Below are 16,755 nucleotides of genomic sequence, written 5' to 3'. Positions count from 1 at the left end.
CCAGCCCTGAGCGCTACGGCTTCGAGGACCGGTAGTAGCGGGCCGCCCCGTCGTGCAGGGGCAGCGGATCGGTGTAGATCGCCGTCCGCAGGTCCACCAGCTGCGCCGCGTGCACCTCGCGCCCGATCCGGTCCCGGCTGGCGATCACCGTCTGCGTGAACCGCTCGGTCAGGTCGGGATCCGTACGGTCCGTCGTCACCAGCAGATTCGCCACCGCCACCGTCGGCACCGCCGCCTTGTTGCTGACGTGCGCATACGCGTCGGCGGGCATCACCGCGGAGCGGTAGTAGCGGGTGATGTCCCCGGGCCGCTGCAGGGCGTCCACCAGCTCCGGGCCCAGCGCCACCAGACGTACCGACATCCGCTCCGACAGATCGCGCACCGCGCTGGTGGGCAGGCCGCCCGACCAGAAGAAGGCGTCGATGTCGCCCTTCTCCAGCCGGCCCGGCATCGTGTCGATCCCTATCGACACCGGCTGCACGTCCCGCTCGGGGTCGAGACCGGCGGCGGCGAGCAGCCGGTTGGACACCAGCCGCACCCCGGAGCCCTTCTGCCCGACGGCCACCCGCTTGTTCCGCAGGTCGGCGACGGTGCGGACCGTGGAGCCCGTCGGCACCACGAGCTGCACGTAGTCGTCGTACAGCCGGGCACACCCGCGCAGCCGGCGCGCCCCCTCGCCGTGGTCGCGCTGGTACTTCGCCACGGCGTCGGCGGTCGCCACCGTGAAATCGGCCTCCCCCTGTGCCACCCGCTGCAGGTTCTGCTGCGAACCCTCACTGGTGCGCAGCGTCACCCCGACATTCGGCATGTGCTGCCGCAGCGCCGCCTCCAGGAGCACCCCGTACCGCTGGTACACCCCCGTGGGCACCCCCGTACTGAAGGTGATCCGCCCCTCGGGCGACGGTGTGCGCGACGGCAGCAGCCACCACAGCAGCAGTCCGCACACGGCGAGCAGCGCCACCGCCCCCTGAAGGGCACGACGGCGACCGATGCGGGAGAACGAGGGGAGCATGCGCGCGATCCTGCCAGCTCACCGCCCCACCCGGCCAGAGGCAACCGCCCCCGGCCCCCGCGCGACACCCCGCACCCGGCGGGCCCCGTACCCTGGTGGGCGAGATGAGCGAGAAGACATACGAGGTGCGCACCTAGACCTCACCACTCTCACAAACACGTGATCGCCCCCGTCGGCCAACGCTGGCGGGGGCTTCGTGCTGACATGGGCAGGAACGGCGCTGTACGCCCCGCAGGGCGACGGGAAGGCGCACGGTGGGGGATCGGGCACCGGGAGCGGGACAGGCCCGCAGGCAGCTTGGCTTTACCCGACAACGCGAATATTGGCGTCCGCGCATGGACGTCCCGCCCGCCCCGCTCGTACCGTCATGGCGACCGGCCCGCAGGGGGCTGTGCGAGGGGGTTCGTAGCCATGGCTCGTGAGGAACTGACCCGACTGACAGGCAACGGAAACGGCAACGGCGGCGGACCGTGCGGCAAGGACGACTGCCCGAACGTCTACCGGACGGCCTCCGGCTCGTTCGTAGTGCAGGGCGACGTGTCGCAGGCATTCGCGGCCCCGCACGGGGAAGGGCTCGTAGAGATCCCGGAAGAGACGCTCAGGGAGGCTTTCCGTGCTCTTGGCTGGTGAGGAGTGGGCCGCCCGCTTCGAGGGCTTCAGGCGGGAAGCCTGGCGATTGGAGACCCTGCCGCAGTACCTCATGCCGCAGGAGGCGGAGGAGTTCGCGGCGTTCAAGGCCGGGGCCCGAATCGACCCCCGCGGGGTCTCGAACGAGTACACCGACCGGCTACGCCGACAGGCGGCGGAGGGACGTGTTCAAGGGCGCGTCCACATCGTCACCCGGCCACTGTCCGACTATCTCCGGTTCGAGTTCCACCACTACTACCAGGCTCATTCGCTGGCCGGTGAACAGATCCGAATTCTCGACGTCACCGACAGGGCTAACCCTCTTGAAGGGGTACAGGACTATTGGTGCTTTGACCGTTCCGAAGTGGTGTTGATGAACTACCACTCCGACGGTAGGCAGATCAACCGGGAAGTATTCGAGGGAGACCCGGCACCGTTCATCGAATACCAGCGCATCGCAGTAGTCGAGTCGGTGCCCTTTGAGGAGTACGTGAAGGGTCTTGACGCTTGAACCTGAGCAGCTAGGCCAATCACGGACGGACCTAGCGGCAGTCTTGAAGAATGAGCGCAAGCGGGCCGGGTGGACTCAGACCCGGCTCGCTCAGCGTTGCAACATGTCCCAAACGAAGATCAGCAACATCGAGGGTGGGAAGCTCACCCCGACCATCATTGACGTTGAGATCATCCTTACCGCCCTGGAAGCGTCCGGGACGCTCAGAGCCGAGATACTCGCCCTTGCGCGGTCGGCAAACACCGAGTGGCAGGATCATTGGAACTCACGTCGTCGGGGGCTGGACAAGAAACAGAATGAGCTAGCCAGGCTCGAAGCAGCGACCACAGAGTTTCGCTTCTTCCTGCTCTCGATGATCACGGGGCTACTGGCCACCCCCGATTACGTCCGTGCCAGCATTGCCGACGTTCCCGGCGACCAGTCGAAGACTGTGGCGAAGAAGCTGGAACGTCAGAGCGTTCTCTATGAAGCGTCCAAGTCGTTCACGTTCCTACTGACGGAGCAAGCCGTTCGATGGCCGTTACTGCCCCCATTGCAAATGGCCATGCAGCTTGACCGGCTGGCTTCAGTCTCCCGAATCCCAAACGTGCGTCTTGGGGTCATTCCGTTGGCTGGCTACATCCCGGAACGACCGCTGAACACGTTCACGGTCTACGACCGGAGACTAGCCACGGTGGAGACCGGTACCGGCGCATTGATGCTGAGGGACCATCGGGACGTATCCGCGTACCGGAATGACTTCGAGTCGTACGAGGGGTTCGCGGTGTTCGGGGACGAGTGCCGAGACCTTCTGAATGAGTGGTCCATGATCTTTACCCGACAACACCAATAAACATTGGATCACGTCGTCATCAGGACGACACTGTTCCCACACGCAGCGGTGGTGAGGGGACAGAGCATGAGAGCGCACAACGGCGTGCAGGAAAAGCCGGTAGAGCTGCCGATTGACTGGTATCTACTGGAGTGCAACCCGAATCCCAAATGCAGTGGTGTGTGCCAGGCACTCTCGAAGCAACTCGGAGAGGCTGAGACCCTCGAAGAAAAGATGGTCATTGCCCGCGAAATCCGCAACCACCGAGACGCGGACGAGTGCTAGCCCATGTCGGTCACGAAGCAGGACATCGGGAAGCGAGTCGAAGACGACCGGGGGCGAGTAGGCGTCCTCAAAGAGGTTATGCAGGATTGGGCAGATCCATCGGATCTTCCGTGGAAGCGGACGGTTCGGCCTACAGCGTTCGTGCGAGACGAAAAGACCGGCCTTGAATGGATTCTCCCTGCACGGACCGTATTCAAGATTTAGAGACTCCCGGTAGTTCCCTACGCCGATAGAGCGCTACCGGGCGGGGTGTGATCGGCACCCCGAGAAGGACCCCACCAGCAACCCCGGCAATGGTGCGTCGGCGCACCGCTCCCGCTGGTGGGGTTCTCTCATGCCATCCACGACCCGGCTTCGTAGTAGTCCGCAGCCGGCGAGCGGGCACGGGCTATGGTGGGGCTGGACTTCAGAGGGGCGACAACCTACTAGTGCCACTCGTAGGTCAGACCTTCGCGGCAAACTCAGCCGCTTCGCGGAGCTGCTTCACCGCACCAGAGACGCGCCACCGGAACCGGTTGTCGGACTCCAGGGTCGTGCGTCGGTTACCGGTAACGCATTCGATCTCGGCGAGGAATTCTCGAAGGTCGACGAGATCGGTTTCGAGCGGAACTCGACATGGGTTGTACTTGGTCATCGAACAACCGCCTTCGAGAGTGACCCGGAACGCACCCAAATACCTCGCGCATCAAGCCGTAGAGCGACGTTCGCAGGGTCCAGACACTTCCTGTCCACCCCGTACGTTCCAGCGCGGTGAATGTCCGCTGCGCCGGTACCGCCGAATGTCTCACAGCATGCTGAACAGTGCTCTGGCTTCTGGCCGGACCAGGATTTCCCACACTTCGGATGGGTGATCTTCATCGGTATTCCTTCGGGCATGAAAAAGGGCGCTCCTCGCGTGCGTGGGTACACACGTGATCGCGCCCAGAGCTTGAAATGGGACCTTGGCCAGTCGGGACAAGGGTTCACGGGCCCAGGGGGAGAATCCTGGTAACCCGTACAGAAAAGGGATGGCTAACCCGCAGCAGGCTGGAGAAAGAGGGCCAAGGGGGTATCCCCACCCTTCGGCCGTGACATCTGCTTGATCATCCGTGGCCTGTCGCCTCCACTCCCGCTCGGTCGGCGGAATAATCAGAGATCAGACCGGAAGTCAAGTTCGATCTAGATCGCGGGGAAGGCGTGATGATAATCAATGTGACGATGAATTCATTTCAGATTAATTCGAAGTCGAAATAATTCAAATTAACTCAAGATGATTCACGCTTGAGGATGTGTCGACATTCGTGCAGGAAGTCGAACGAGGAGTTCGACAATAGTTCATCACGTGATTCACGCACGCTCAACAACACGTCAATGGTCTTGAGCCTGCTTGCTACCTCGGTCCTGGCAAGGGGCCCGTTGTAGAACCCCCCTTCCTGATATCCCCGGTCTGCATCCCGCCACAGATCACAGGCCGTGGAACATGTGGGCTTCGGACATCCGTTGCTGTTGCCTCTGGTGCGGCGGGGGAAGGTGCAACCGCTCCTCACGCACTGCCCTACGATTCCCGGGCCCGTGACAGGACCCTCCGGGACGTGGGGCCCGTCCGAGTGCTCAGGCACGGGAGCCCCCGTTGAGGTCTCGTCGTACACGGAGCCTCAGCCGTGCCCGGCGGGCCTGCATACGCTTCCGGCAGCGCAGGGAGCAGTACAGCGTGACTGGCGCGCCAGGGTGCCGGTTGTCCTCACCGGTCACGGCTACACCGTTGCAGTCGGGACGGAGGCACGGGCCGATCTCACGAGGCACGGTGGGCCGCCAACCGGAGGGCCGCGAGGTTCGCGCGAGCCTTGTCGAGATCACGTTCGATGCCGTCCAGGGCGAGCCGGAACATGCAGACTTCGGGGTCCTCGCGGGTGGAGACGAACGAGCCGGTAACGGATGCCAGGACAGCCGAGAGCGCGCGTTCGGCGCGGCCCTTCGCCGACTCCAGTTCGGCCACCTGATCGGCAGCCTGATCAATGCGGGAAATCATCTGTACTTCCATGAGAGTTGGGGAAACAGAAGCCCCGGACGCCGACGTGGGCATCCGGGGCAACTAGGTTTTCGAGCAAGGGGAGTTGCTCCCAGGGGGCCGCAGCCGGCCTGGAGGGCTCCCCTTACGCGGGGCGGGAGTTGGGAGTTCAGGCAGCCTTGACGGTGATGCCGATGCAGCGCTTCGCGTCCATGACCGCAGCACCACAGAACGCGTCCAGGTGGGAGAAGTCCGCAGCCTTCTTCGGGTCGAAGCCCGTCGCGTGCCGCAGCGCGTAACCATCCTTGACCTGTCGGCCCTGAGCGCCACCCACGTTCGAGCGAGGGGCGACGTTCGCCAGGGTGAACGCACCGGCCGTGAACGCCACGGCACCCGTGATCGCCGTGGACAGGTAGACGTCGAAGCCGTACCGCTTGCCCATGTAGTTCGTCGCCAGTCGGCTCGCGCCGTCCGTGATCAGCTCAGGGGTTCCGGCGTTGTGGTCCGCCACCAGCAGCGGGTCAGACAGGATCGCCGCGCGGAACTTCGGGTTGACCACGAGAATGCGCTTCTCAAGAGGGACGTCGTTGCCGTCCAGAACCTCACCAGCGGCGATGAGAGCCTTCGAGAACGCGTCGGCGGGCTTGTGCTCCACCGGCTTCGCGATGAGCTGTCCCTGAGCATCCTTGGCTGTCGTGCCATCGGCCTTGACGACCTTGTCCAGCTCAGCCGCAATGCGCTTCTCGATGCGACCGGCCACGGCGTCGACCTGGGGGCCGACGACCTGCTTGGCGTAGTTCTTGATGTCCAGGGTTACGTCATGGGCGTTGCTGTGAACCTGCGAGACGGCATGAACGTCCAGTGTCACCGGTATGACCTTCTCGTCCAGCGAGTCAGAGGGCATGTCGCCACCGCGCGCTACGTCGTGGGCGGTGAGCTTGGTCGGGATGCGGACGTTGACGGTCGAGCCGACGCCCGGAACGTAATCGGTCTCGGCGTCACGGCTCACAAGGTTGCCGATGACGATCTTCTGATTCAGGGCCTCAAGGGCAGCGGAAGCGATGACGTCGGAGACGGCAATCTTGCCGGGGGAGATGGACATAAGTGATCTGCTTTCTTAGATGAGTTGGCGCTGTAGATCAGCGCATGAATGCGGCGATGGATGCCGCATCGGTGTTCCAACCGCCGAGGGGTTCACCGGTCGCGGATGCGCCGCTCTGGAGGTTCTCGACAGGGGTCTTGTGGAGTTCCGGGCGCTGGTTGGAGATCAGCGCAGCGAGCTTCGAAGCCTGCTCGGGCGTGGACGCAAGATCGCCGTACTCGGCAGGGATGCCGTGATCCCGCAGCAGCGCCGCACGCTCCAGTTCGGCAATCCGTGCCTGAGCCTCCGCGAGAGGGTCAGGAGTGGCCTGTACGACGTCGGCAGGCCCCGCCGGAGGCTCGGGAGTGGCGGGCGGCTCGGAGGGCTCCAGAGCGGCCCTGAGCTTGTTCGTGGCGACCAGTTCCGGGGTGAACACTTCCGCCGGGGTCGGGATGCTGGACTCAGCCACGGCGACCACGCACCTTGTCCGCGATCAGCCGGGCCTCAGCGTCGGCGTGCGTGCGGATCGTCGGCTCAGCCGCGCAGGAACGGGCACGACCGATCTCAGCGGCGATCAGTGCGCCGGTCGCCATCGCGTCGTCGTCGACCTGTGCCAGGAGCGAGGCGAACGGGATGCGGAGCGCATGAGCGAGGCGAACGAAGTTGTCGGCGCTCGGGCCGACCTCTCCAGACTCCCAACGCCACACGGTGACCTCGTGGACGCCGATGCGGTCGGCAAGCTGCCTGCGGGTGAGTCCGAGCCGTTCTCGGCGCGCCTTTGAGCGCGTGGGGCAGTACATGACTGTCCTTCCTGTGTGGATTGCGAATACGCAATGTGGTGGGCCAACAAAAAAGGCCCCACCGGGGGCCTGAAGTCTTACGAGGGTTTCTGATGTTTCCCTCATCTATGTAAGGGGGGTGATGTGCGAGAAAACCGCACAATCCGATCGGTGACTCCCCTCACTTCTATAGGGGGAGCCACATTCCGAGATTCGAGGCACGTTGAGGTCGTGACCTCCCTCACTCCTGTAGGGGGGGTTGACGAATCCTTAAAAGCGTCGCCTTCGAAGGGTGACTTGCAACACTCGATGGCGGGTGGTCAGGCGGTTAGGTTCGTTCTTGCATCGGATGGGATAGGGGTAGGGGAAAGGCCGCCCCAGTAGGGGCGGCTCTTTTATCTCCCAGTGGCCTATGCAGCCACTGCACACCTCTATAGGTATGTAGTTTTTTGTAGTTTCTGTGTGCAGCCGCTGCATAGCCGCTATGCAGCCCTTTCATGGGCGGTGGGGATAGTCGGCCGGTAGCGACCCATCTCCGTTTTACCGCCCTTGCCGGGCTTCTTCGAGCTGACGCAGACAAGCCACCCCGCCTTCTCGGCAGCATCGAGCCACGTACTCACGGATCGCTCAGAGCCGCCGACCTTCGCGGCCAGCGTGCTCCGGGAGACCTGAGCCTCACCATTCCGGGAGTGGGCCATCTTCGAGACGGCCACGACCACCGAGAAGGGTCCGATCCAGTTCTTCGGCTTGTCCCAGTTGAGCAGTGCCCACAGGTGTTCGTTCTCGTCCTTCGGGGTCCGGGGGTGCGTTGGAGGGGTGACGGGCTGTCCGTCGACGAGGCAGCCGGGGGCGTGCTCCCGGACATGCTCAGGGACGCCGCAGCAGTGGGTCACAGGGTCTGCCGGGGGCGCGTCGGTCACCGCGTCGACGACCAGTCGGATGCCCGCTGCGCCGACACCGCTCAGTCCACTGATCTTGGGGCACACGAGCACATTGGTCCGCTGCTCGCCAGCGACTCGGATTCGGTCCTTCGGGATCATCGGGTGGTCCGCACCGCAAGGGCACTGCATGTTCAACTTCTCCTCTGTCTCTGCTGAGTTGGTCAGGTGATGGGGGTGCGGTAGACGACGTTCCGGCGGGAGCCGCCAACGAAGGTCTCGGCGTCGTAGTCGATGACATCAGTCACGACCGCTCCGGCGGTCCACGCGCGCTTCCAGGGGTGTACGAGGGGGTTGTCCTCCCCGAGTGCTGCGGCGACGGAGACGGCTGTCAGGTCGCCGTACGTCCATGCCTGGACGAATCCGGGGTCCGAATGGATCGGCTCGCCGTGGAACTGGATTAGGTGATGCGGGGGAGTGGTCATTGGTGGAACGTCTCTCGGTCGGGCACATAAAAAGGTCGGCATCTGCGGCAGGGGTCACCTGTCGAGATACCGACCCAAGGTCGATCTGTACCGGCTCATCCTGTGCGATCTTGCAATCGCCCTAGTTGGATGAGTCGGCGTTCTCCGGCGGACCGAATCAGTCCTCCACTTCCAAGGCTACGAAATCGGCCCCCCGAACGGGTGGGGCGAAGCGCCGCTTCCCGCAGGGGAATTGGTCCCAGCCGGCGGAGGACAAGGTCCTGATCCAAAAGGAATAAAGTCCCTTCTTGCTAGCCTTGTGGTTGCGCCTCCGCGCATTCCAAAACGAAGCACGAGCAAGGCAAGTAGTGACCAATCCGGCAAGTGGTAAGCGGCAAAGGATAGTTGGCGTAATTCGCCTGTCCAAAGAGACAGATGAGAGCACGTCGCCCGAGCGGCAGAAGGAGAAGATCGAGGGATACGCACGTCTCTACGACTGCGAGATCGTTGGGTGGGCCGTCGACGTCGGCGTATCGGCCAAGATCAGCCCGTGGGACCGGCCGGAGCTGGGGCCGTGGCTGGCCAAGTCGGACGAGTTCGACATGTTGGTCTGCTGGAAGCTGGACCGGCTTGCACGGTCCGTGAAGGACTTCGCGAACCTCTGCGCCTGGGCCGAAGAGTCGGCCGTGACCCTGGTGTGCATTGACGACAAGATCGACCTGTCATCCAACATCGGGAAGCTCGTCGCCAACATCCTCGCGGCAGTCGCTCAGTTCGAGTTGGAGACCATCAAGGCGCGCGTACTGGATGCCCGCTTGGCCATGCGTCGATACGGCCGCTGGTCCGGCGGTGACCCTGTCTACGGATACAAGACCGTCCCGGCTCGGGATCACGTCGATGGCTGTTCCTGGCACGCCTGTGACTGTCCGCCGGGGGAGGGGCTACAGGTCGACTTCGACACGGACGCACTCGAAGGTGCGGAGGCGTCGGCGTTCGAGAACGGCCAGCACATCGTTCGCCGCATCCGGGCTGGCGACTCCATGAACAGTCTGTGCCTGAACTTCGAGCGGGCGGACGTTCTCGCGCCGTCCGACTACAAGCGGGCGCAGCGTGGCAAGCCTGCCCGTGATGAACGGGCGGCATGGTGCCCCGAGACGATCCGGAACTTCCTGACGTCCCACACCATCCGGGGCTTCATGAGTCACGATGGGGAACTTGTCTGTGGTGACGACGGGATGCCGGTCAAGGTCGGTCCGGCGTTGGTCACCGAGTCGGAGTGGGCGGAGATCCAAGAACGGCTTGCTATCAAGCCGCGCACCCGCACCACCGGGGCGGGGCCGCTTCTCGACGTGGGGTTCTGCCTGTCTCCGGACTGCGGTCTCGTTGACCCGGTACGGCGTCATCTTGAGGGGTGCACCGCCACCGGCAAGAAGCGGTGCGACTGCCCGAGGGACCGTGTCCACGGCCCGGCCAAGCCGGGCAAGCTGTACCAGTGGCGTGCCAGCCGGACCATTGCCAGCGGCCGGAAGGACTACCGCTACCACCGCTGCGAGAACCTCGTGAAGAAGACGTGCACCGGTACGGCCATGACCGCCGATGACCTTGAAACGATTCTCGAAGAGACGCTGCTTTCGGAAGTCGGGGACCTTGAGGTCACCCGGCGGACGCTCATCCCTGGTGAGGACCACACAGAGGAACTCGCACAGTGCCGGGACGCTATCCAGCGGCTCACGGACGAGAAGGACGCGGCGGCCGACTGGGACGACGAGGACGAGGCGGTCTACCTCTCCCGCATGGGCAAGCTCAGGGAGCGTCGCAAGCGGCTGGCAGCGCTGCCGCAGCGCGAGGCGTCGTGGGCCGTTGAGGGCACCGGGGAGACGTGTCGGGAACTCTGGGCGCGGCTGGACTGGTCGGGGCGTCGACAGTGGCTTGTCGAGTCAGGGACGAAGCTGTACGCCGTTGCTCCGCGTGGCGGGGCGTCCGAGTTCCACGTCATCGTGGGTGAGGAGTACCGGGCCCGTGCCGTCCAAGCGGCTCAGGCGCTGGCTGCCTGATCTCTGCCCGTACTCTGGACGAGTGAGCAGCGGCGCGGTTGAGGATGCAGTTTTGAAAACGTACGAGGTGCGCACTTACGGGTGCCAGATGAACGTCCACGACTCCGAGCGCCTGTCGGGCCTCCTGGAGGGCGCGGGATACGTCCGTGCGCCCGAAGGGGCCGACGGTGACGCCGACGTCGTCGTCTTCAACACGTGCGCGGTCCGGGAGAACGCCGACAACAAGCTGTACGGCAATCTCGGACGGCTCGCGCCGATGAAGACCAAGCGGCCCGGCATGCAGATCGCCGTCGGCGGCTGCCTGGCGCAGAAGGACCGCGACACCATCACCAAGCGGGCCCCCTGGGTCGACGTCGTCTTCGGCACGCACAACATCGGCAAGCTGCCGGTGCTGCTGGAGCGCGCACGCATCCAGGAAGAGGCGCAGGTCGAGATCGCCGAGTCGCTGGAGGCGTTCCCCTCGACGCTGCCCACGCGCCGCGAGAGCGCCTACGCCGCCTGGGTCTCCATCTCGGTGGGCTGCAACAACACCTGCACCTTCTGCATCGTGCCCGCCCTGCGCGGCAAGGAGAAGGACCGCAGGACCGGCGACATCCTCGCCGAGATCGAGGCCCTGGTCGCGGAGGGCGTCTCCGAGATCACCCTGCTCGGGCAGAACGTCAACGCGTACGGCTCCGACATCGGCGACCGCGAGGCCTTCAGCAAGCTGCTGCGCGCCTGCGGCAGGATCGAGGGCCTGGAGCGCGTGCGCTTCACCTCGCCGCACCCGCGCGACTTCACCGACGACGTGATCGCCGCCATGGCCGAGACGCCCAACGTGATGCCGCAGCTGCACATGCCGCTCCAGTCGGGATCGGACACGATCCTCAAGGCGATGCGCCGCTCGTACCGCCAGGAGCGCTTCCTCGGGATCATCGAGCGGGTGCGCGCCGCGATGCCGGACGCCGCCATCTCCACCGACATCATCGTGGGCTTCCCCGGCGAGACCGAGGAGGACTTCGAGCAGACGATGCACACGGTCCGCGAGGCCCGCTTCACCAACGCCTTCACCTTCCAGTACTCCATCCGCCCCGGCACGCCCGCGGCCACCATGGAGAACCAGATCCCCAAGGAGGTCGTCCAGGAGCGCTACATGCGTCTGGTCGCCCTCCAGGAGGAGATCTCCTGGGAGGAGAACAAGAAGCAGGTCGGCCGCACCCTGGACGTCATGGTCGCCGAGGGCGAGGGCCGCAAGGACGGCGCGACCCTGCGCCTGTCCGGGCGCGCTCCGGACAACCGCCTCGTGCACTTCACCAAGCCCGACCAGGACGTGCGCCCCGGCGACGTGGTGACCGTCGAGATCACCTACGCCGCCCCGCACCACCTGCTCGCCGAGGGCGAGGCCACGGCCGTGCGCCGCACCCGGGCCGGTGACGCCTGGGAGAAGCGCAACGCCGAGCCCCAGCAGGGCCCCGGCGTCATGCTCGGGCTGCCGAAGATCGGCGTGCCCGAGCCCTTGCCCGCAGCCACCGGAGGATGCAGCATCGCCTGATGATCACGGGGGATGCGATGCCGGCCACCGGCCCGGGAGGGCGGGTGGCCCGCTGGGCGCTGATGGTGGAGAAGCCGGTCGTCAACGGGCACAGCGAGCCCGTGCCGCTGGAACTGCTCGGCACCTTCGACGGCACGTACGAGGACGCGCTGAACCACCTGCGGGGCCTCGTGCTGGAGTACCGGCCCCGGATGCCCATGCGCGCCAAGCGGGTCCGGCGCTACCGGACGTCCGACGGGTGGCTGCTGGTCGGCGAGGGCGGTTTTGGCCAGTCCTATCCGTACCGCTTCGCGGTGCACGAGCTGGAGTGGGACTCCGGGCCGCTCTAGCGTCCGGCCCGCGAGAGCCCGCAGGAGCCCGAGGGAGACGCCCGGCCTCGCGTTAGGCTGCCGCACATGCTCGTAGCCGCCGCCGTATGCCCCTGTCCGCCGCTGCTCGTCCCCGAGGTCGCCTCCGGTGCCGCGCCGGAACTGGACGCCGCCCGGGACGCCTGCGCGGACGCGCTGGGAGTGCTCGCCGCCTCCCGGCCCGACCTGCTCGTCGTGATCGGACCCGCCGGGCAGGACCGGCGCGGACCGCACCCCCAGGGCGCTCGGGGGAGCTTCTCCGGCTTCGGGGTGGACCTGGAGGTCCGCCTCGGCGCGGACACCCCCGAGGGAGTCGCCGCCAGGCCCCTGCCGGACTCGCTCGCGGTGGGCGCCTGGCTCCTGGGCCGTACGGGATGGCGGGGCGCCCCCGTCGAGGGCCTGGGCGTCGGTGAACCCCTGGAAGCGGCCCGTTGCGCCGAAGCGGGCCGGGAGCTGGCCCGGCGGGCGGACCGGGTCGCACTCCTGGTGATGGGCGACGGCAGCGCCTGCCGCACCCTGAAGGCCCCCGGCTACCTGGACGAGCGCGCCGAGGGCTTCGACGCCGGGGCCGCCCGGGCGCTGGGCGACGCCGACACCGCCGCCCTGCTCGCGCTGGACGAGGACCTGGCGTACCTCCTGAAGGTGTCCGGACGCGCCCCCTGGCAGGTGCTCGCGGGCGCCGCGGAGGGGACGGGCCTGGGCGGGCAGCTGCTGTACGAGGAGGCGCCGTACGGCGTGGGCTACTTCGTGGCGGCCTGGTCCTGACCGGACCGCGGCCTCGTCCTGACCGCGGCCCGGTCCCGGTCGGGCTGCCCGGACCGCCCTGTCTGCTGCCTTGTGGAGTTGCCAAGGTGCGCTTCGTACCACGGGAACGGCCGCGGAACCGAAATGGTTCCGCGGCCGTTCCCGTGAGCGCGCCGGCGGGTCAGGAAGCCGGCGGCGGAGGCGGCGGAGTGCCGCCGTCGTCCTTGGTCGAGAGGCGGTCCAGGGCGTCCTTCGCCTTGCCCGTGCCCGACTGGATCTGGCTGCTGTACTTGCCCTTGGTCTTGGAGTCGACCGCCTGAGCCGCCTTGTCGAGGCCCTGCTCGATCTTCCCCCCGTGCTGCTGCGCGAGGTCCGCGGCCTTCTCCTTGGCCGGAGCCAGCTTGGCCTTCAAATTGTCCAGGAAGCCCATGGGTCACCTTCCCTCGTGGGGATTCTTCGGTTCGGGCCCGGGGCCGGTCCGTGATGCCGGAGCCGATTCCGGGCTATTTGCGGGCGCTTTCGCCGACCTCATTGTCCGCTGCCTCGTCCGCGGACTGCTGCTTGGGGACCTCCATCCCCTCCGCGTCGTCCGCCCCGGCCTCCGCGTCGGCGGCCTCCGGAGCGTCCTTCGCGGCCTCTGCGGAGACCTCCGCCGAAGGCTCGTCCGAAGCCTCGGCAGCCTCGGCGGCCTGGGCTCCGGGCGTCGCCTCGTCGGCCTTCTCCGCGGTCGCAGCGGCCGCGGGGGCGTCGGCCGACGGAGTGGCGGTCTGCCCCTCCTCGGTTGACGCCTCTGCGGCATCCTTGGACTTGCGGCGGAACATTGCAAAAACGCCCATAACTACTCCATAACGTACTCGTGTGGGCGAAATACCGCGCTTTCCGGTGCGTCCCATTGCGCCGCCCGGAGAAACCGGTGCGTAAACCGGCGTGCGGAACCTCGCAACAGGCAACGAACCCGGACGTGTGCCGTCACGTCGCTCGTTCGGGGACAGTCCTTTGGGTTTGCGAGACTGGGGCGGTGAGAACAGCAGCTCCCGCACCGCGGGTCATCGCCGTCGTCGGTCCCACCGCGGCCGGAAAGTCCGATCTGGGCGTCGCCCTCGCCCGGCATTTCGGCGGCGAGGTCGTCAACGCCGACTCCATGCAGCTCTACCGGGGGATGGACATCGGCACCGCGAAGCTGACGCCCGAGGAACGCGGCGGCATCCCGCACCACCTCCTCGACATCTGGGACGTCACCACCACGGCGAACGTCGCCGAGTACCAGCGCCTCGCCCGCAAGGAGATCGACCGCCTCCTCGCCGAGGGCCGCACCCCCGTGCTCGTCGGCGGTTCCGGTCTGTACGTCAAGGGCGCCATCGACGTCATGGAGTTCCCCGGCACCGACCCCGAGGTGCGCGCCCGCCTGGAGGCGGAACTGGCCGCAGAGGGGCCCGGCGCCCTCCACCTCCGGCTCGCCGCCGCCGACCCCGACGCGGCCCGCGCGATCCTGGCCAGCAACGGCCGCCGCATCGTCCGCGCCCTCGAAGTGATCGAGATCACCGGACGCCCCTTCACCGCCAATCTCCCCGGCCACCAGTCGGTGTACGACACCGTGCAGATCGGCGTCGACGTGGCCCGCCCCGAACTCGACGAACGCATCACCACGCGCGTGGACCGCATGTGGGAGGCGGGACTCGTCGAAGAGGTGCGCACCCTGGAGGCACAAGGGCTGCGCGAGGGCATCACCGCCTCGCGCGCCCTGGGGTACCAGCAGGTGCTGGCCGCCCTCGCGGGGGAGTGCACCGAGGACGAGGCACGGGCCGAGACCGTGCGCGCCACCAAGCGGTTCGCACGCCGCCAGGACTCCTGGTTCCGCCGGGATCCCAGGGTCCACTGGCTGAGCGGCGCGGCCGAGCACCGCACGGAACTCCCGCACCAGGCGCTGGCGTTGCTCGAACGAGCGGTCACAGCCTGATCACGTGATGGCATCGGGACGCTCCGCCCGTCATTGGGGCGCCCGTGCGCGTGCCATCATCGAGCTTCGATCGACCGTTGGAGTCCGAGTGGGGAGGGCGCGTGGCGATGGAGGCCGGCCCTCGCGACAGAGCACAGGAAGAACCGGAGCGGTTGAGTCCTGACGGGCCCGAAGAACTGAGTCCCGACGGACCCGAGGACCAGTCCCGGCTGCCGGGAGACCACTCCGACGTGCCGGAGATCCCGGAGGTCCCCGGACTGCCCGCCCCCGAGGCGGAGGTCGAGGTCGAGCTGCGCCCGCAGCGGCGCCTGCGGATCTGGCAGCTCGCCCCCATCGTCGGCCTCGCGGCCGTCGGCTCGCTGATGTTCGCCTTCCCGCTCGCCTTCGAGATCGGCGACGGCGGCGCGGTCGTCGCCATGCTCGGACTGCTGATCAGCTGCTGTGCGGCGGGCTGGGGCATGATGGCCGCCCGCCGCGTCGGCTACACCTGGCCGGGACTGCCCGCCAAGGGTGCGGGCGGCCGGGCCAACTGGCGGGTGGCGTTCCTGTACGCGGCGGTGTGCGTCGCGCTCGTCGCCCTGGCGATCTGGCGCGTGGCGCGGCTGCGCTGACCCCGTGGCCGTGGGCGGCCGAAGATCGGCTGTCGGACCCGCCCCGTACGATGGACCGCGTGACCACCGCACCCGCCGCCCCCGCACCCATCGCCTTCCTCAAGGGCCACGGAACCGAGAACGACTTCGTGATCGTTCCGGACTTCGAGAACGCCCTGGATCTGCCGCCGACCGTCGTCGCCAGGCTGTGCGACCGCCGGGCCGGCATCGGCGGCGACGGACTGCTGCACGTCGTGCGCTCCGCCGCGCACCCCGAGGCGCGGGCGATGGCCGACGAGGCCGAGTGGTTCATGGACTACCGCAACGCGGACGGCTCCGTCGCCGAGATGTGCGGCAACGGCGTGCGCGTCTTCGCCCGCTACCTCCAGCACGTCGGGCTGACCGACGGCGGTGACCTCGCCGTGGCCACCCGGGGAGGCGTCAAGCACGTCCACCTCGACAAGAACGGCGACGTCACCGTCTCCATGGGCCGCGCGGCCCTGCCCGAGGGCGCCGTCACCGTCGCTGTGGACGGCCGCGAGTGGCCCGCCACGAACGTCAACATGGGCAACCCGCACGCGGTCGCCTTCGTCGAGGACCTTGCACATGCCGGGAACCTGTACGCCGCTCCGCCGTTCAGCCCCGCGAGCGTCTACCCCGAGGGCGTGAACGTCGAGTTCGTCGTCGACCGGGGCCCGCGTCACGTCGCGATGCGCGTGCACGAGCGCGGTGCCGCGGAGACCCGCTCCTGCGGCACCGGCGCGTGCGCCGTCGCGGTGGCCGCCGCCCGCCGCGACGGGGCCGACCCGGCCGCCACCGGAACTCCCGTGACGTACACCGTGGACGTGCTCGGCGGACGTCTGGTGATCACCGAGCGGCCGGACGGCACCGTCGAGATGACCGGCCCCGCGGTCATCGTCGCCGAGGGGCAGATCGACCCGTCCTGGCTGGAAGCGGCGCAAAACGGCCACGCCTGAACGTTCGCTCGAATGGGTGATCCGGTTCACGCCGGGCGGGACCCGGTCAGGACCGCATGGTGGGCTCGATAGCATCAAGCACCGGCCCGGACGGGACACTCCCGACGAAGGCAGGGGGAG

Annotated in this window: 22 protein-coding genes; 11 read left to right on the top strand and 11 right to left on the bottom strand. The window is 67.1% G+C overall.

Annotation, left to right across the window (positions count from 1 at the left end):
- Positions 1-13: 13 nt before the first annotated feature.
- Complete coding sequence (locus IE269_RS14320) at positions 14-1,012, bottom strand: TAXI family TRAP transporter solute-binding subunit (protein WP_189823261.1); 999 nt, start codon at positions 1,010-1,012, stop codon at positions 14-16.
- Between the two features lie 411 nt (positions 1,013-1,423).
- Between IE269_RS14320 and IE269_RS14315 the strand changes: the two genes are divergently transcribed.
- The 4 genes from IE269_RS14315 to IE269_RS14300 all read left to right on the top strand — a co-directional run bounded on the left by IE269_RS14315 (position 1,424) and on the right by IE269_RS14300 (position 3,246).
- On the top strand, positions 1,424-1,642 hold the full coding sequence (locus IE269_RS14315) for a hypothetical protein (RefSeq protein ID WP_189823260.1): 219 nt from the start codon (positions 1,424-1,426) through the stop codon (positions 1,640-1,642).
- Complete coding sequence (locus tag IE269_RS14310) at positions 1,626-2,150, top strand: DUF6879 family protein (protein ID WP_189823259.1); 525 nt, start codon at positions 1,626-1,628, stop codon at positions 2,148-2,150. Before IE269_RS14315 ends, IE269_RS14310 begins: the two co-directional genes overlap by 17 nt.
- Positions 2,140-2,982, top strand: a complete 843-nt coding sequence (locus tag IE269_RS14305; RefSeq protein ID WP_189823258.1) for a helix-turn-helix domain-containing protein — start codon at positions 2,140-2,142, stop codon at positions 2,980-2,982. Before IE269_RS14310 ends, IE269_RS14305 begins: the two co-directional genes overlap by 11 nt.
- Positions 2,983-3,048: 66 nt before the next feature.
- Positions 3,049-3,246 carry a hypothetical protein gene (locus IE269_RS14300; RefSeq protein ID WP_189823257.1) on the top strand — a complete coding sequence of 66 codons (198 nt, stop codon included), beginning with the start codon at positions 3,049-3,051 and terminating at the stop codon, positions 3,244-3,246.
- A 442-nt stretch (positions 3,247-3,688) separates the two neighbouring features.
- On the opposite strand, the gene IE269_RS14295 is transcribed toward IE269_RS14300, so the two are convergent.
- From IE269_RS14295 to IE269_RS14265, 8 genes are all read right to left on the bottom strand, one after another.
- Complete coding sequence (locus tag IE269_RS14295) at positions 3,689-3,880, bottom strand: hypothetical protein (RefSeq protein WP_189823256.1); 192 nt, start codon at positions 3,878-3,880, stop codon at positions 3,689-3,691.
- Positions 3,877-4,104, bottom strand: coding sequence for an FDXHR family putative zinc-binding protein (locus IE269_RS43770; RefSeq protein ID WP_438817549.1), 228 nt, complete (start codon positions 4,102-4,104; stop codon positions 3,877-3,879). Before IE269_RS43770 ends, IE269_RS14295 begins: the two co-directional genes overlap by 4 nt.
- A gap of 913 nt (positions 4,105-5,017) precedes the next feature.
- On the bottom strand, positions 5,018-5,254 hold the full coding sequence (locus IE269_RS14290; protein WP_189823255.1) for a hypothetical protein: 237 nt from the start codon (positions 5,252-5,254) through the stop codon (positions 5,018-5,020).
- 148 nt (positions 5,255-5,402) lie between these two features.
- A complete protein-coding gene (locus tag IE269_RS14285; protein WP_189823254.1) occupies positions 5,403-6,335 on the bottom strand; it encodes a major capsid protein in 933 nt (310 codons plus the stop codon).
- A gap of 37 nt (positions 6,336-6,372) precedes the next feature.
- Positions 6,373-6,783, bottom strand: a complete 411-nt coding sequence (locus IE269_RS14280) for a hypothetical protein (RefSeq protein WP_189823253.1) — start codon at positions 6,781-6,783, stop codon at positions 6,373-6,375.
- Entirely contained in the window at positions 6,776-7,114 is a 339-nt protein-coding gene (locus tag IE269_RS14275) for a helix-turn-helix domain-containing protein (RefSeq protein ID WP_189823252.1), read from the bottom strand. Before IE269_RS14275 ends, IE269_RS14280 begins: the two co-directional genes overlap by 8 nt.
- A gap of 461 nt (positions 7,115-7,575) precedes the next feature.
- Positions 7,576-8,133, bottom strand: coding sequence for a helix-turn-helix domain-containing protein (locus IE269_RS14270; RefSeq protein ID WP_189823251.1), 558 nt, complete (start codon positions 8,131-8,133; stop codon positions 7,576-7,578).
- Between the two features lie 62 nt (positions 8,134-8,195).
- A complete protein-coding gene (locus tag IE269_RS14265) occupies positions 8,196-8,456 on the bottom strand; it encodes a hypothetical protein (protein WP_189823250.1) in 261 nt (86 codons plus the stop codon).
- Positions 8,457-8,803: 347 nt separating this feature from the next.
- Here IE269_RS14265 and IE269_RS14260 point away from each other — a divergent pair, with 347 nt between their 5' ends.
- The 4 genes from IE269_RS14260 (at position 8,804) to IE269_RS14245 (ending at position 13,132) form a co-directional block, all read left to right on the top strand.
- Complete coding sequence (locus IE269_RS14260; RefSeq protein ID WP_189823249.1) at positions 8,804-10,489, top strand: recombinase family protein; 1,686 nt, start codon at positions 8,804-8,806, stop codon at positions 10,487-10,489.
- 22 nt (positions 10,490-10,511) lie between these two features.
- Positions 10,512-12,020, top strand: a complete 1,509-nt coding sequence (miaB, locus tag IE269_RS14255; RefSeq protein ID WP_189823248.1) for a tRNA (N6-isopentenyl adenosine(37)-C2)-methylthiotransferase MiaB — start codon at positions 10,512-10,514, stop codon at positions 12,018-12,020.
- The gene (locus IE269_RS14250) at positions 12,020-12,349 is read left to right on the top strand and encodes a hypothetical protein (RefSeq protein WP_189823247.1); all 330 of its coding nucleotides are present in this window, start codon (positions 12,020-12,022) and stop codon (positions 12,347-12,349) included. The genes miaB and IE269_RS14250 overlap by 1 nt, the downstream gene beginning before the upstream one ends.
- A 66-nt stretch (positions 12,350-12,415) precedes the next feature.
- Positions 12,416-13,132, top strand: coding sequence for a class III extradiol dioxygenase subunit B-like domain-containing protein (locus tag IE269_RS14245; protein WP_189823246.1), 717 nt, complete (start codon positions 12,416-12,418; stop codon positions 13,130-13,132).
- A gap of 160 nt (positions 13,133-13,292) precedes the next feature.
- Here IE269_RS14245 and IE269_RS14240 read toward each other — a convergent pair whose 3' ends face one another.
- Both IE269_RS14240 and IE269_RS14235 read right to left on the bottom strand, forming a co-directional pair.
- Positions 13,293-13,541: an antitoxin gene (locus IE269_RS14240; RefSeq protein ID WP_189823245.1), complete on the bottom strand. Its 249-nt coding sequence runs from the start codon at positions 13,539-13,541 to the stop codon at positions 13,293-13,295.
- Positions 13,542-13,614: 73 nt separating this feature from the next.
- A complete protein-coding gene (locus IE269_RS14235; protein WP_189823244.1) occupies positions 13,615-13,947 on the bottom strand; it encodes a hypothetical protein in 333 nt (110 codons plus the stop codon).
- Positions 13,948-14,129: 182 nt separating this feature from the next.
- Between IE269_RS14235 and miaA the strand changes: the two genes are divergently transcribed.
- The 3 genes from miaA to dapF all read left to right on the top strand — a co-directional run bounded on the left by miaA (position 14,130) and on the right by dapF (position 16,635).
- Complete coding sequence (gene miaA, locus IE269_RS14230; protein WP_189823243.1) at positions 14,130-15,068, top strand: tRNA (adenosine(37)-N6)-dimethylallyltransferase MiaA; 939 nt, start codon at positions 14,130-14,132, stop codon at positions 15,066-15,068.
- 107 nt (positions 15,069-15,175) lie between these two features.
- Entirely contained in the window at positions 15,176-15,679 is a 504-nt protein-coding gene (locus tag IE269_RS14225; protein WP_229897677.1) for a hypothetical protein, read from the top strand.
- 50 nt (positions 15,680-15,729) lie between these two features.
- On the top strand, positions 15,730-16,635 hold the full coding sequence (gene dapF / locus IE269_RS14220; RefSeq protein ID WP_189823241.1) for a diaminopimelate epimerase: 906 nt from the start codon (positions 15,730-15,732) through the stop codon (positions 16,633-16,635).
- The last annotated feature ends 120 nt before the right edge of the window (positions 16,636-16,755 follow it).

The sequence above is a fragment of the Streptomyces spiroverticillatus genome (genome assembly GCA_014650415.1).
GTDB classification, from domain to species: Bacteria; Actinomycetota; Actinomycetes; order Streptomycetales; family Streptomycetaceae; genus Streptomyces; species Streptomyces spiroverticillatus.
The sequence above is the reverse complement of the archived record's forward strand: the minus strand, read 5'-3'. Positions and strand labels throughout refer to the sequence as shown.